12 protein-coding genes are annotated in these 14,977 nt (G+C 38.1%); 8 read left to right on the forward strand and 4 right to left on the reverse strand.

The genetic code is table 11. From position 1 onward, the window contains the following. Positions 1 to 9 precede the first annotated feature (9 nt). The 6 genes from ZA05_RS15960 to ZA05_RS15985 all read left to right on the forward strand — a co-directional run bounded on the left by ZA05_RS15960 (position 10) and on the right by ZA05_RS15985 (position 9,068). Positions 10 to 789, forward strand: coding sequence for a DUF3108 domain-containing protein (locus ZA05_RS15960; RefSeq protein WP_053992813.1), 780 nt, complete (start codon positions 10 to 12; stop codon positions 787 to 789). Positions 790 to 796: 7 nt separating this feature from the next. Further along, a complete protein-coding gene (locus ZA05_RS15965) occupies positions 797 to 1,729 on the forward strand; it encodes a tryptophan 2,3-dioxygenase family protein (RefSeq protein ID WP_053992691.1) in 933 nt (310 codons plus the stop codon). Between the two features lie 15 nt (positions 1,730 to 1,744). After that, positions 1,745 to 3,046: a peptidoglycan DD-metalloendopeptidase family protein gene (locus tag ZA05_RS15970; protein WP_053992692.1), complete on the forward strand. Its 1,302-nt coding sequence runs from the start codon at positions 1,745 to 1,747 to the stop codon at positions 3,044 to 3,046. A 2-nt stretch (positions 3,047 to 3,048) separates the two neighbouring features. Further along, positions 3,049 to 4,671 (forward strand): glucose-6-phosphate isomerase, encoded by a 1,623-nt coding sequence (pgi, locus tag ZA05_RS15975; protein ID WP_053992693.1) that lies wholly within the window; start codon positions 3,049 to 3,051, stop codon positions 4,669 to 4,671. Between the two features lie 158 nt (positions 4,672 to 4,829). Continuing rightward, entirely contained in the window at positions 4,830 to 7,373 is a 2,544-nt protein-coding gene (locus ZA05_RS15980) for a TonB-dependent receptor domain-containing protein (protein WP_053992694.1), read from the forward strand. Between the two features lie 9 nt (positions 7,374 to 7,382). Continuing rightward, complete coding sequence (locus ZA05_RS15985; RefSeq protein WP_053992695.1) at positions 7,383 to 9,068, forward strand: choice-of-anchor J domain-containing protein; 1,686 nt, start codon at positions 7,383 to 7,385, stop codon at positions 9,066 to 9,068. A 73-nt stretch (positions 9,069 to 9,141) separates the two neighbouring features. On the opposite strand, the gene gldD is transcribed toward ZA05_RS15985, so the two are convergent. The 4 genes from gldD to mutY form a co-directional block, all read right to left on the reverse strand. Continuing rightward, entirely contained in the window at positions 9,142 to 9,714 is a 573-nt protein-coding gene (gldD, locus tag ZA05_RS15990; protein WP_053992696.1) for a gliding motility lipoprotein GldD, read from the reverse strand. A gap of 31 nt (positions 9,715 to 9,745) precedes the next feature. Beyond that, positions 9,746 to 11,056, reverse strand: a complete 1,311-nt coding sequence (locus ZA05_RS15995; RefSeq protein ID WP_053992697.1) for a gliding motility-associated protein GldE — start codon at positions 11,054 to 11,056, stop codon at positions 9,746 to 9,748. Between the two features lie 24 nt (positions 11,057 to 11,080). Next, entirely contained in the window at positions 11,081 to 11,518 is a 438-nt protein-coding gene (locus ZA05_RS16000; RefSeq protein ID WP_053992698.1) for a single-stranded DNA-binding protein, read from the reverse strand. A gap of 77 nt (positions 11,519 to 11,595) precedes the next feature. Beyond that, positions 11,596 to 12,642, reverse strand: coding sequence for an A/G-specific adenine glycosylase (gene mutY / locus ZA05_RS16005; RefSeq protein ID WP_053992699.1), 1,047 nt, complete (start codon positions 12,640 to 12,642; stop codon positions 11,596 to 11,598). A 133-nt stretch (positions 12,643 to 12,775) separates the two neighbouring features. Here mutY and ZA05_RS16010 point away from each other — a divergent pair, with 133 nt between their 5' ends. Together ZA05_RS16010 and ZA05_RS16015 are read left to right on the forward strand one after the other, a co-directional pair. Then, positions 12,776 to 13,066, forward strand: coding sequence for an HU family DNA-binding protein (locus tag ZA05_RS16010; protein ID WP_053976877.1), 291 nt, complete (start codon positions 12,776 to 12,778; stop codon positions 13,064 to 13,066). A 316-nt stretch (positions 13,067 to 13,382) separates the two neighbouring features. Continuing rightward, entirely contained in the window at positions 13,383 to 14,924 is a 1,542-nt protein-coding gene (locus tag ZA05_RS16015) for a ribonuclease E/G (RefSeq protein WP_053992700.1), read from the forward strand. Positions 14,925 to 14,977 lie beyond the last annotated feature (53 nt).

Here is a 14,977-nt window from a genome sequence, read left to right on the forward strand (position 1 = left end):
ACTTTTAACATGAAATTTAATCTTTTTTTTCTCAGTTTTCTTTTCTTTGCGCAAATTGCTTCGGCTCAGGACAAAACAGCTTTTGAGGGAGGTGAATGGTTCAAGTTTAAGATGAGTTATAGTGGCTTTTTAAAGGCAGGTAACGCAACACTTGAAGTGCATGAAAAAATGCTGGATGGTAAAGAAGTATATCATGTAGTAGGTAAAGGATGGACTACAGGAGCCATTGGTTGGTTTTTTAAAGTAGACGACCATTACGAAAGTTATTTTGATAGGCAAACTGGTGCGCCATATAAGTTCATAAGGAAGATTGACGAAGGTGGCCATACCAAGGATATTGAAATCAAGTTTGATCACGATGAAAACAAGGCTCATGTCAAGAACCATAAAAATGGCGGAAGGCAAGAGTTTGCTACAGAAAAGGATGTGCAGGATATGGTGTCGGCGTTTTATTATTTACGCAATAATTATGACACTGATAGGATAAGGGTTGGAGATGTGGTGAAACTGAACATGTTTTTTGATGAAGAAAACTATGTGTTCAAACTTAAGTTTTTAGGAAGGGAAACCATCGAAACAGAATTTGGTAAAATAAAGACACTTAAATTCCGTCCATATGTAATGGCTGGCAGGGTGTTTAAAGAGCAAGAAAGTTTAACACTATGGGTGAGTGCAGATAACAACAAGATCCCATTAAAAATAAAGGCAGATTTGGCAGTGGGATCGTTACGGGCAGAACTAGAATCCTTCAGGGGGCTGAAACACTCATTCCAAATTCAATTTGACTAACTAACATATGGCCAACCCAAATAAATTTGACAATGTAATAGAAGAACTTGAGGACAAGTTCCAATCCATCAATCAAAATACCGAGGACCATTTAAAAGGGCTGCTTTACAGTAAGCCCATTACATATTGGGATTATATTCAAACAGATGCCCTTTTGGGATTGCAGATTCAGCGTACACAGTTACCTGATGAAATGGTGTTTATTGCCTATCATCAAATCAATGAGCTGTTGTTCAAAATGATTTTGTGGGAAATTGAGCAGGTAGCGGAATGTAAAGAGCTAAAAGCCGATTTCTTTGCAGAAAAGGTAATGCGCGTTAGTCGATATTTTGATATGTTGACCACTTCTTTCAATATCATGCGAGAAGGTATGGAAGTGGAGCAATACATGAAGTTCCGCCATACGTTGACACCTGCAAGTGGTTTCCAAAGTGCGCAGTATCGTATGATAGAATTTGCTTCAACAGAGTTGATCAATTTGATTGATTACAGGTTCCGTGCCACCATAGACAGAAATACACCATATACCCATGCTTTTGAGCATTTGTATTGGCAAGCTGCAGGAAAGGATTACAAAACTAGCGAAAAGTCAACACTTTTAGTTAATTTTGAAAAGCGCTATAAGGATGATTTCTTGAGGTTTATGGAAAGTTATAACACCAAAAACCTTTGGACTAGATTTAAGGAGCTGCCAATGGAAGCTCAAAAAGATGAAAATCTCGTGCAGGCCATGAGGCATTACGACTATACAGTCAATATCACATGGGTGATGGCACATTACAATACCGCAAGGCATTATATTGAAAGTGGTCTTGGAGACGGAGAAGCAACTGGAGGAAGTGACTGGAAGAAATATATGCACCCCAAATATCAAAGGCGTATATTTTTCCCAGAGTTATGGTCCCAAGATGAGTTGGATAACTGGGGAGAGAATATTTAAAATTGATATAATTTAATGCAAACAAGATTATTAACAGCACTATTTGTGTGTGTGACATTTTTATCATGTAAGGATGATAAAAAGGTGAAAGAAGAGAAAATTGAGCCGTTACAAACTTTTGTTGAACCTGCAGAAATTCATGAGTTTGGATTCAATCTTAATGAGTTCATTGTAAAGCGCGATACCATTAAAAATGGGGATAGTTTTGGAGCTATCATGGAGCGCAACAGAATTGGATACCCTCTTATTTACAATATTGTAGAGAGCGCAAAGGATAGCTTTGATATTGCTAGAAGACTTCAAGTAGGAAAGCCTTATACCTTATTGTGTTCCAAAGATTCATTGGAGCTTCCGCAGTGTTTTATTTACCAACCTAATCAGGAGGAATATGTGGTAATTAATTTTAAGGACTCTATCCATGCCTATACCAATAGAAAGCCTATTAAGTATATGGAAAAGGAAGCAACCGGGGTTATTGACAGCAACATTTCTGAAACTTTGGAAGCTCAAGGCTTGAGTCCGCGACTGGCCTATATGATGGCCGATGATATTTATGCCTGGACCATAGATTTTAGACGTCTGCAAAGAGGAGATCGATTTAAGGTGATTTACACAGATAAGTATATTGATGACAGTATTTATGTAGGGGTAGATCACATTAAAGCGGCTTATTTCGAGCATAATAACGAGCCTTTCTATGCTTTTCAATTTAAAACAGATACCGTAAAAGGTATCGTTGACTACTTTAATGAGGAGGCTAAAAATTTACGTCGTGCGTTCCTGAAGTCACCCGTTAAATTTGGACGAATTTCATCTAGATACAATCTTAAGCGTCGTATTGCCTATTATGGATACAAGGTAAGACCACATAAGGGAACCGATTTTGCGGCGCCCATTGGAACGCCTATTATGGCAACTGCCAATGGAACCGTAACCGAATCTACTAGACGCGGTGGTAATGGAAAATATGTGAAGATTAGACATAATGCTACCTACGAGACACAGTATCTGCATATGAAAGCCCAAAACGTTAAGAAAGGGCAATTTGTAAAGCAGGGAGATGTTATTGGTTGGGTTGGTATGACCGGTAATACTGGAGGTCCTCACGTTTGTTACCGTTTCTGGAAAAATGGAAGGCAAGTGGATCCGCTAAGGGAAAAATTGCCAGAAGCCAAACCTATCTCAGATAGTTTGAAAACAAGATACATGGAATATATTTCGCCAATAAGAGGTCGCCTTGATGGAATTCAGTTTGAAGGGATTCAGGAAGAAGAAGAATTTTTGGCGGAAGAAACATTAATTACACAAGCAAAATAAAAATGGCATTAAAAGCAATAAACCCTACGACTACAGAGGCATGGACGCAGCTGAAAGAGCATTTTGAAACCCTTAAAGATGCTCATATGAAAGATTGGTTTGCCCAAGATCCACAAAGGGCAGATAATATGACCATTTCATGGGAAGATTTTTACGTAGACTTCTCCAAAAACAGGATTACAGGAGAAACGCTTGAGCTTTTGCTGAAATTGGCAGAGGAAGTAGATCTTAAGGATGCCATTTCAAAGTATTTTGGAGGTGATGTCATCAACGAAACGGAAGGTAGAGCAGTACTGCATACAGCTTTAAGGGCCCCAAAAACTGCTGAGGTTTTGGTGGATGGTGAAAATGTCATGACCGAAATCTATGAGGTGAAGGAAAAGATGAAGGCTTTTACCAATCAAGTCGTTTCAGGAGAGTTAAAAGGGTATACAGGAAAGGCATTTACCGATATCGTGAACATAGGAATTGGTGGATCTGATTTGGGTCCTGCCATGGTAGTGGATTCACTTACCTATTATAAAAATCACCTAAAGACACATTTTGTAAGCAATGTTGATGGGGATCATGTGAATGAGGTCATCAAGCATCTAGATCCGGAAACAACCTTGTTTGTGGTGGTGTCCAAAACGTTTACTACTCAAGAAACTTTATCCAACGCAAGTACCATTAGGAACTGGTTCTTGATCAATGCGCCGGAAGAAGCAGTCGCCCAGCATTTCGTAGCGGTGTCTACCAATATAGAGCGTGTAAAGGCGTTTGGAATTGATGAAAGCAATATTTTTCCAATGTGGAATTGGGTAGGCGGCCGTTTCTCTTTATGGAGTGCGGTTGGATTGTCTATCAGTCTTTCTGTTGGATTCGAGAATTTCGACAAGTTGTTGTTGGGAGCCCACAAGATGGATGAACATTTTAGAACTACCAGTTTCGATAAAAATATCTCCGTGATATCTGCACTGTTGAGTGTGTGGTATAATAATTTCTTCGGTGTTGAAACCGAGGCGGTGATTCCTTATTCTCAATATTTAAATCAGTTTGCGACTTATTTGCAGCAAGGGATTATGGAAAGTAACGGAAAGAGTATCGACCGAAGCGGGAATCCTGTGAACTATCAAACAGGAACCATCATTTGGGGAGAGCCGGGAACCAATTCGCAACACGCTTTCTTCCAATTGATACACCAAGGGACAAAATTAATTCCAGCAGAATTTATCGGGTTTGCTCAAGCATTACATGAAGATAAAGATCATCAAGACAAATTGATGTCCAACTTTTTGGCACAAACAGAAGCCTTGCTAAATGGGAAGACAGAACAGCAGGTGAAGGATGAAGGTGCTTCAGGTAGTTTAGTGCCATTTAAAGTCTTTGAGGGCAACAAGCCTACAACATCTATATTAATTGAGAAATTAACGCCAGAGAGTCTTGGAAAATTGATTGCCATGTACGAGCATAAGATTTTTGTGCAGGGGGTTGTTTGGAATATTTTTAGCTACGATCAATTTGGTGTGGAATTAGGAAAACAACTTGCCAATACTATTTTGGAAGATATCAACGCATCAGGAAGTGGTAACAGTCATGATGCTTCCACGCAAAACCTTTTGGAGTTTTATAAAAAACTTTCTTAATAAATGTTAAAAAACTTTTAACAGCTTTCATGTTTAATTGTTGATGGTTTGATATTAATCATTAACTTTCAGGTGCTTAATTGCTAACATTGGGGTAATATTTGATTATCATTAATGAGTAATTTTGATAAAACTAATTCAAATTTCAACAATTAAACATGAAAAACATTTACCAGTTACTATGTGCAGCTGCTGTATTTTTATGTACTTCGGCGCTGTTCTCACAGAGCACTATCAAAGGTAAAATCATCGGTTCAGACTTCAGTGAACCATTACCAGGTGCAAACATCATTGAAAAGGGAACATCAAACGGGACAACTACCGATTTTGATGGGAATTTCACAATTACTACACAAGCAACTTCGGGAGAATTGGTGATTACCTATGTAGGGTATACCACTCAAACCATCACCTTTAGTGGTGATCAGGATTTTGGTGTGATTACTTTGGAGTCTAGCGAGGTTGGTTTGCAGGAAGTGCAAATTATTGCCTCTGTAGCGGTCGATAGAAAGACTCCTGTAGCGGTGTCCACGGTAAAGGCTGAAGAAATAGCCTTAAAGTTGAGTACTCAAGAATTTCCTGAAATTTTAAAATCTACACCAGGAGTGTATGCTACTAGAGCTGGTGGTGGATATGGAGATGGAAGGATTAACTTGAGGGGATTTGATTCAGAAAACGTTGCGGTTATGATCAATGGTGTTCCTGTCAACGATATGGAAAACGGAAGGGTCTATTGGTCTAACTGGGCTGGTTTAGGAGATGTAACGTCCACCATGCAGGTGCAGCGTGGTTTAGGGGCCTCAAAGGTGGCTGTGCCATCAGTAGGGGGGACCATTAATATAATTACAAAAAGTACGGATGCCGAAGCTGGAGGAAATATTATTTCCAGTATTGGTAATAATGGGTACTTGAAATATGGGATGACGTATTCCACAGGTTTGACTTCAAAGGGTTTTGCTGCTACAGTAAGCGCTGCTAAAATCTCAGGAGACGGTTATGTTGATGGGACTGAATTTTCAGGGTTTAACTATTTTGTGAGTTTGTCTCAACAGTTGAATGATAAGAATAGATTGACCTTTAGTGCGTTTGGAGCGCAGCAAGAACATGGACAGCGTTACAATAGATCTACTATTTCGGAGTTGCAAGCAACGGAATCTGGACCTAGAAGGGCTAACAAAGATTGGGGATATAAAAATGGGGAAGTATATCATCAATCTTTTAATTTTTACCACAAACCGCAATTGTCTTTAAATCACTTATGGGAAATCAATGATAATTCTGCTTTGTCAACTGCCCTTTATGCTTCTTTTGGTAGTGGTGGTGGACGTAGAGATGAAGGGAATAAAATTGGAGCAAGTGACTACCGAATTGGAAGTTCAGGATTGCAGCCTATAGATTTTGATAGAATTGTGGATGAAAATATTGCTAATGGCGCATCTGGTTCTACAGATATTATTTCTTCATCAAGAAACTCGCACGAATGGTATGGTATTCTTTCAACGTACAAAAATTCACTCAGTGATAACTTGACAATTTCAGGAGGGCTGGATACGCGATATTACATAGGATCGCACTGGTATGAGGTAGATGATTTGCTTGGAGGCCAGTTTTTCCTAGATAATGAGTCGGATACCTTTGCTTATGGCAAACCACTAAAAGTTGGTGATCGTTATAATAAGGATTATGATGGCATTGTGCTTAGATATGGTCTTTTCGGTCAAGCTGAATACCAACTAACAGATGACTTAAACTTCTTCCTTGCTGCGGATGTGTCTAATTCCAACTATAAGAAAAAAGAGTTTATGAATAGTGAAATTACCGGCAGCAGAACTTCAGATGCTGTGGATTTTCTTGGTTTTGGTGTGAAAGGAGGAGGGAACTACAACTTGGATGTCAATAATAATGTGTTTGTTAATGTTGGGTATTTTTCAAAGGCACCTTTTGTAATTTCAGTTTTCTTGGATGAAGATACGTTAGATGCCAATAAGGACGCTACAAATGAAAAGGTCTTTAGTGTGGAAGTAGGTTATGGGTTTAGAGGAGAAAAGCTGTCTGCAAATGTGAATTTGTATCGAACTAGCTGGTTGGACAAAGCTATCAATGGGTCATATCCAGGAGCAACTCCTGAAGCAGATAGAATTTATTATAACCTAACAGGAATGGATGCTTTGCACCAAGGTATTGAAATTGATCTCCGTTATAGGTTGTCAGACGACTTAACTTTTACTGGTATGGCTTCTATAGGAGATTGGAAATGGAAAAGTGATGTGTCGGCAATAATTAGGGACCAAGACGGAGAAGAGATTGATGTGGTTGATGTGTTTGCAAAAGATTTGAAAGTAGGTGATGCCGCTCAAACAACCTTTGCTTTGGGAGCTAATTATAGGTTTGCAGATAGATCTAGAATCTATTTGGATTATAATTATGCGGGGAATATGTATTCTTCCTATTTGGTTACTAGTCGTGGAAGTGCTGATCTCCCAGATACATGGGAAACACCTGCCTATGGGCTATTTGATATAGGTGTAAGTCATACTTTTGATTTAGGCTCCTTTGAAGCCGTTTTGAATGGGAAAATTAATAATGTTTTTAATACAGAATATATCTCAGATTCTAATGACGTGGATGGAACTGCTGCCAGTGCTTTAGTTTATTATGGAGCAGGTAGAACTTATAGTGTAGGTTTAAAACTTAATTTTTAAAGAAAAGTGATGAAAAAAGTATTTTATTTATATGCAATGTTTTTAGGGGCAATTATTTGTTCTTGTAACCCTATGGATGACCTGCACGATGAAGCCAGAGAAAATGCGGCTGGAGTGGTGGAATCATTTGATTTGACTTTAACGGATGATGATTACGATGAGTTGGACCTGCAGTATGGTAGTTTCAATTCAGAAGATGAAGCTAGAGAAATGTTGCCTGACTATTTGGCTGAATTGTATCCCTATTTGGATGCTGGGTCATCTGTTAATGTATTCTATAACCTTTATGTTGGAAATGCAGAAGGGCTGGAAGATTATACAGATGCAGATGTCTATGAATTGACAACTGCAGATTATGCGGCTTCAGGCAGTGATGCTTTTGGGTACTATCCAAACGTCGATGCTACAGAAGAGATTATGTCGGTTTTGGATTCGCAAATAGAATCTCCTTCAGAAGGGCAGATCGTATTGGTGCAATATAGACAGTATTTGGAAGTGCCGGAAGTAGGCTTTGCCAATTTATATGAATATGGGTTTAATGGTACTCTGGATGGATTTGAGAGTGTTAATGTGGTTGGTGATCAAGTGTGGGAAGCAGACTCTTTTGGAGGTGTAGAATATGCCTATATGAGTGGATACGATGGTGGGAGTATCGTGAATGAAGATTGGTTGATTTCTCCTGAATTGGATTTATCGGGGGAGTCCGATATAAGAGTTCAAATTAACCAGGCTATCAATTATGCCAGCGACTTGTCATTATTAGGTGTGTGGGTGACTTCAGACTATACTACAGGAGGAGACGTGTCTGCAGCTACATGGGAAATGATTGATTTTGCCAATGCCCCAGCAGGGAATAATTGGGATTTTATCCTTTCTGAAGATTATGATTTGTCTGCTTATGATGGGCAAACGATTCATATTGCTTTTAAATATGAATCCACTGCAGATGAGTCTGCCTCATGGGAAATAGATGAGTTATTGGTGAAATCGTTAGGTGTTTCTGGAGATTATGATTCCAAAGGAGAGTACTTTGTGTATTCTGAAGGTGCTTGGGAAGTGATGGAGGGTGTCTATTATCTAAGTTCCGTGGATTACAACTCTATGGGTGAAGGCTCTGGACAACCAGGACAGTATGATAATTTCAGTAGTTCTGTTCCTGCAGATAGCTATATACCTACCTTCTTGAGTATTGAGTATCCATACGCGCAAGAAGAAGAGCAGATGTTTGTAATCTATAAGTACTATTCAAGTTCTGCTGGAGCGGTTCAAATAAGAGGAAATTCTTATACGGTAGTTGAAGGCGAATGGACAGCATACCAATCTACTATTGAATCTAGTTTACAATTTGGTTTTGATGGAACAGAATGGGTACCAGACAATACAATTCAATATACTTTAACTGGTGCCGATTATGATTATATAGCTGCAGCTTATGCCGCTGAGCCAGGATTTGAGGCGGCCGCTGGAAATTTGGCAAATTATGGTAACTTTAATAGGACAGGAGGGAGTACATCTTGGAGTGATGAGATGATGTTTACGGTGTTGACAGACCTATTGGCAAATGTTATTGATCCAACGGCAGAAGAAGGACAGAAATATGTACTGAGCTATGATGTTTACAATGGTAGTAGTGCCATTGAAACCATGAGTCTTATTAAAGAAGGCGGTGAGTGGGTGCTCAATGTGAATGACTAGGCAGCTTTAGTTAAATGCATCAAAAAAGCCATCAACAACGTTGATGGCTTTTTTGTTTTTTATGGATATATAATTAGTTCCAGGTAATGGTTTCCATAATATGTTTGATGTCGTTTTTTAAGTACACGGCAGCCGGATAAATGGAGTCGTAATTAGGTTTTGCATAAAAGTACAAAGAACCTGTTAAAAAGTGGTTGACGCTGTCTGTAACATAGAATTGCGATTGGCTGGCGGCATTGCCTCCAACTTCGTAAAACATCCCAAAAACGTTATGTAATTTGTTTTCGTAGGGCTGTTCAATGATCTCATCGGCTTTTACAACGTGCTTTTGTGTAAGGTTTTGGGCATCTTTAATAAGAGACTCCAAATTGTCCTTGTTCACTTGTTTATAGGTTAGGTAAATGGTGCCTTTCATTTCCGGGTACTGAATATCCAAACCAAAGGTCTTTTTTGAAGGATCAACTTTTATGTTGTCTATGTCCTCTGCCAATTCATTTTGTTCAAAAGAAAATGGCAAGGCAGTCCTAACTGAGTGATAAGTAGCTTGAGGGTAGTCTAAACGTAAAAACGCCTTAGGTTTAGGGATGGGGTCTTCTGCGCATGAAAAACAAAGTCCTGCCATTATAAGTGCTACTAATCTCTTCATTTTAATGTGGTATTGTCCTAAAAAGGATTTTTTAGGCGTCTAAAATAGTAAACTTTACCTGTTTAATACGTTTTTTGTCCAAAGCCTCTATAGTGAAAACGTAGTTTTTGAAATTTATTTTACTGTTGCGCTTTGGGAAAAGTCCAGAAATTTCCAGAACAAATCCCGCAATGGTTTCGGCTTCACCTTTATGGTCTTCAAAAACGGATTCGTCATCTATCTTGATGATTTTGTAGAAGTCTTTTAAAGGGGTTTTGCCTTCAAAGGAATAGTTTTTATCGTCAATGATGGTATAGGATAAATCATCGTCATCAAACTCGTCGCTTATATCTCCCACAATTTCCTCGATAACATCTTCCAAAGAAATCACCCCAGAGGTGCCTCCGTATTCATCTACTACAATAGCTAAGTGAACTTTTTTGCTTTGGAATTCCAGCATCAAATCGTCCAACTTTTTGTTTTCGGGAACAAAAAATGGTTCTCTTAGTAGGGCAGTCCAGTCAAATTGTTTTTTGTCAATATGGGGGAGTAAATCCTTAACATATAAAATCCCAATGACGGAGTCTATGCTGTCCTTGTAAACAGGAATCCTGGAATAGCCGTTTTTGGTGATTTGCTCAATAACTTCACTGTACTTCTGGTCGGTTTGAAGAGCGAAAATATCCATTCTGGGTTTCATGACCTGCTTGGTGTCCGTATTTCCAAAGGAGACGATGCCCTGTAAAATTTTATGTTCTTCCCTAGTGGTGTCCTGTTCACTTGTGAGTTCTAAGGCCTGTGATAATTGATCGACGCTTAAATTGGATTTTTGCTTGCCCAATTTGTTATGGATAGCAATGGTGAAATAACGCATTGGGAGGGTGAAAGGAGTAAAAATCACATCCAATACCTGTAGCGGAATGCTCATGAAGGTGGAGAATTTTACTCTATTTCTGCTGGCGTATATTTTCGGAATGATTTCTCCAAACAATAGGATAAGGAAGGTGATGACAACTACTTCCAGAAAAAACTTCATCCAATGACTCTCGATGGAGGCGAATAGGTGTTCTCCCAAAAAGGCAAATAGAATAACAATACCAACGTTTATAAAATTGTTGGCAACTAGGATCGTGGCCAATAATTTTTTGGGACGTTCCAAAAGTTTGGAAATGATTTTAAATGTATTTGGCTTTTCTTCAAGGCCAGTATCGATATCTGACCGGGTCAATGAGAAAAAAGCAACTTCGGCACCAGAAATAAGTGCAGAGCAAATCAATAAAACAACGAGCAGGGCAATTCCAGAAATTAAGGGAATGTTGATGGATAATAATGGTAATATTAAACTCGGGGGTTCAGGGTCCAATTCAAAAAAGATTAGTTAAACATATTAAAATGGAAGATCGTCATTTCCATCCATTGGCTCTGGGGCCGTATTTTGTGTGTTTTCCGTTTGCGGCTGTGGACTGCCTCCAGAATTTTGAGACTCACTTTTGGTGGTTAAAAATGTAAAGTCTGTGCACTGAATTTCTGTCGAGTAACGGTCCATGCCTTTTTCGTCCTGCCATTTCCTGGTTTTGATACGTCCTTCTACATAAATGCGATCCCCCTTGGTGAGGTATTTTTCGCAAATTTCGGCAGCTTTGTTTCTTACCACTATATTATGCCACTCTGTATTGGTTACACGTTCGTTGGTTTGTCTGTTGGTATATGTTTCATTGGTGGCCAAAGGAAAGCGGCCTACACAATTTCCTCCTTCAAAATAATGCAGTTTGACTTCATCTCCCAAATGCCCAATTAGCATTACTTTATTTAAGGTTCCTGACATATAGTTGTGGTGTTTGTGTTAGCAAAATTAACCATTTTTAAATGACTTTCTTAAAAGTAAGAAAAATTTGTGAGTCTTTATAATGGGAATCGAAATTCCTCCAGAAAGTTCCCTATCAGGATAGGGGTCGGGAATTGTTTTAAGTCAACAATTGGAATGCCTTCCTCCGGTAATTGGTCTATTTCTACAACCCAAAACTTGGTGTGCAAGTTCTGGTGGGACAATTTATGGATAATAGTGTCCTTATTATATAAGGAGAATTCAAAATCGCTACCCTTGAAATATTCTTGAACCAATGGATTTGTTTTAAATGACGAAGCGGTTAATGGCTTGTCTGTTTCTATTAAGGGAAATTGATAGAGGTTTTGCCAAATGCCTTTTCCTGTACGTTTCTTAAAAGTGGTTTCTCCTTTGGAAGAGATCAAAACCAAAAAATTGAAATGCTTTTTACTAACCTTCACTTTTTTCAGTTTTACAGGAAGTTCCCCGATGGTTTTGGATTGTAAAGCAACACAAGAATTGTTTAATGGACAAGCACTACAGTCAGGATTTTGTGGTTTGCATTGTCTGGCACCAAACTCCATGATAGCCTGATTGTAATCGCCGGGATTAGATTGGTCCATTAAAGTTGTGGCAAGTTCCTTAAATTCTTTAATGCCTTTGGTACTATTAATAGGAGTGTGGATGCCGAAGTGTCTAGCGAGTACCCGATACACATTTCCATCTACAACGGCGGTAGGTTCGTCAAAGCATATTGAGGCTATAGCGCTTGCAGTATAATCTCCAATACCTTTTAATTGTAAAAGTCCTTTATAGTTGTTGGGGAATACACCTTTTAGTTCGTTTGCAATATATTTGGCTGTAAAGTGAAGGTTACGTGCTCTGGAGTAATAGCCTAGGCCTTGCCAAAGTTTTAAAACCTCCTGTTCGTTGGCCTTGGCAAGCTCGAAGATGGATGGAAATTCCTTAACAAAAGCTTCATAATAGGGTAATCCTTGTTTTATTTGGGTTTGTTGTAAAATAATTTCGGAGAGCCAAATGTGATATGGGTTTTTTGTTTTTCGCCATGGGAGACTTCGTTTGTTTGCTGAGTACCAATGAGTTAATTTCTCCTTAAAATTCATTTCTATTTTTTAATTTTTGCGAAAATAATCCTTTATAAGCTTAAATTTTAATTAATTAGGTTTGAAATATTGAAATTAAAATTCCTATATTTGCATCCCTTAATAATTAATAATAACCCTAAAATTAAATACGATGACAAAAGCTGATATAGTAGCGAAAATTTCCGACAAATTAGGAATGGAAAAAGGCGACGTGCAAGCAACAGTAGAAACTTTCATGGAAGAAGTAAAGGCTTCTTTAGAGAATGGAGACAATGTATATTTAAGAGGTTTTGGAAGTTTCATCATCAAAACTAGAGCAGAAAAAACAGGAAGAAATATTTCTAAAAATACAACTATCAAGATTCCTGCTCACAATATCCCAGCGTTCAAACCTGCAAAAGTATTTGTAGAAGGCGTAAAAACAAATGTAGAAGTTAACTAACTTTTTAACCTAAATATTAATTTTTAAAAATACAATTTATGCCAAGTGGTAAAAAGAGAAAGAGACACAAGGTAGCGACGCACAAGCGTAAAAAAAGAAGACGCGCTAACCGTCACAAAAAGAAATAAAATGAAAAAGTAGTTTTTTAACTACTTTTTCATTTTTTTAAGTAACGTTCTTTGATATTTAGTTCATGACAATTTTGCCCTTACCTTGGCAAAACATGAGCTTAACGGAAAATACTTTCTGTGTCAAAAATTAAGAGTATAATCCATCTGCCTCCAAAGCTTTTTTGGGGTGGATATAAATTTACAGTATGGATAAAGAATTGATTATAAGATCAGGTTCCGATATTGTTGATTTTGCCTTATTGAAAGATGGAAAACTTATTGAATTACATAAAGATGAAGAAGACAACAACTTTTCGGTTGGTGATGTGTTTATAGCCAAAATTAGAAAAGCTGTTCCGGGTCTAAATGCCGCATTCGTGAATGTGGGTTATGAAAAAGATGCTTTTTTGCACTATCATGATTTAGGTCCAAAACTACCTTCGCTTTTAAAATTCGTAAAACGTGTAAGCACAGGAAAAAACACCGATTTTTTACTCAAAAACTTTCAATTTGAAAAGGATATCGATAAGGATGGCAGCATTTCAAATGTGTTAAAAGCCAACCAATCTATCTTGGTTCAGATTGTAAAAGAGCCAATTTCCACCAAGGGTCCCCGTATCAGTTCAGAACTGTCTATTGCAGGGCGCTATTTGGTGTTGGTGCCGTTTTCGGATCGCATTTCAATTTCTCAAAAAATTGAATCCAAAGAGGAAAAGGACCGTTTGAAACGCTTGGTAAAAAGCATTACTCCAAAAGGATTTGGAGTTATTGTACGTACCGTAGCAGAAGACAAAAAGGTTGCCGAATTGGATAAGGATCTGCAAAACTTGCTCAACAGGTGGACGGCCATGTGTAAAAAATTGAACAGAGCACATCATCCAAGTAAAGTGCTGGGAGAAATGAACAAAGCATCCTCTATTTTGAGGGATATTTTTAACGATTCATTCTCAAGCATTATTGTTGATGATGAAGCTATGTACACTCAAATTAAAGATTATGTGCAAGAAATTGCACCTAACAAAGAGTCTATTGTAAAGTTGTATAAAAATGGCGTGCCAATATTTGAAAAATATGGCATTGAACGCCAGATAAAAACATCTTTCGGACGTACAGTGTCTATGGCCAAGGGCGCCTATTTGGTAATTGAACATACCGAAGCCCTTCACGTTATAGATGTAAACAGTGGTAATCGCTCCAACAAACAAAAAAATCAGGAGGACACTGCTTTAGAAGTCAATTTAATATCAGCATCAGAAATAGCCCGACAGCTGCGCTTGCGCGATATGGGTGGGATCATCGTAGTGGATTTCATTGACATGGGGAAAGCAGAGAATCGTAAAAAACTGTACAATCATCTCCGCGAAGAAATGCAGGATGATAAAGCAAAACATAAAATATTGCCTCCTAGTAAGTTCGGACTGGTACAAATTACTAGACAACGTGTACGCCCAGAGCGCAATATTGAAACCAAGGAAGAAAATCCTAATGGTGCTGGAGACGAAATAGAAGCACCAATTAAAATTGTGCAGAAGATTACCCAAGACATGGAACGTATTTTCAAAAAAGACTACAAAAAGGTGACCCTAAACACACATCCTTTTATAGCAGCCTTTTTAACCAAAGGTTTTCCTTCAATACGTTCTAAATGGTTTTTAGAACATAAAAAATGGGTAAAAGTATTGCCCAGAGATGCTTACACGTATCTTGAATACCATTTTTATGATAAAAATGGTAAGGAAATCAAATAATATCAAAAAATTAACCCCTTTCAAATAGTTTTGGAAGGGGTTTTTTGTTTTTA

It is taken from the genome of Mangrovimonas sp. TPBH4 (assembly GCF_001280505.1).
Taxonomy (GTDB): domain Bacteria; phylum Bacteroidota; class Bacteroidia; order Flavobacteriales; family Flavobacteriaceae; genus Mangrovimonas_A.

What these genes read in the sequence shown, in the direction of transcription:
- ZA05_RS15960 (WP_053992813.1), top strand. Translation starts at nt 10, where the DNA reads ATGAAATTTAATCTTTTTTTTCTCAGTTTTCTTTTCTTTGCGCAAATT.
- ZA05_RS15965 (WP_053992691.1), top strand. Translation starts at nt 797, where the DNA reads ATGGCCAACCCAAATAAATTTGACAATGTAATAGAAGAACTTGAGGAC.
- ZA05_RS15970 (WP_053992692.1), top strand. Translation starts at nt 1,745, where the DNA reads ATGCAAACAAGATTATTAACAGCACTATTTGTGTGTGTGACATTTTTA.
- pgi (WP_053992693.1), top strand. Translation starts at nt 3,049, where the DNA reads ATGGCATTAAAAGCAATAAACCCTACGACTACAGAGGCATGGACGCAG.
- ZA05_RS15980 (WP_053992694.1), top strand. Translation starts at nt 4,830, where the DNA reads ATGAAAAACATTTACCAGTTACTATGTGCAGCTGCTGTATTTTTATGT.
- ZA05_RS15985 (WP_053992695.1), top strand. Translation starts at nt 7,383, where the DNA reads ATGAAAAAAGTATTTTATTTATATGCAATGTTTTTAGGGGCAATTATT.
- gldD (WP_053992696.1), bottom strand. Translation starts at nt 9,714, where the DNA reads ATGAAGAGATTAGTAGCACTTATAATGGCAGGACTTTGTTTTTCATGC.
- ZA05_RS16000 (WP_053992698.1), bottom strand. Translation starts at nt 11,518, where the DNA reads ATGTCAGGAACCTTAAATAAAGTAATGCTAATTGGGCATTTGGGAGAT.
- mutY (WP_053992699.1), bottom strand. Translation starts at nt 12,642, where the DNA reads ATGAATTTTAAGGAGAAATTAACTCATTGGTACTCAGCAAACAAACGA.
- ZA05_RS16010 (WP_053976877.1), top strand. Translation starts at nt 12,776, where the DNA reads ATGACAAAAGCTGATATAGTAGCGAAAATTTCCGACAAATTAGGAATG.
- ZA05_RS16015 (WP_053992700.1), top strand. Translation starts at nt 13,383, where the DNA reads ATGGATAAAGAATTGATTATAAGATCAGGTTCCGATATTGTTGATTTT.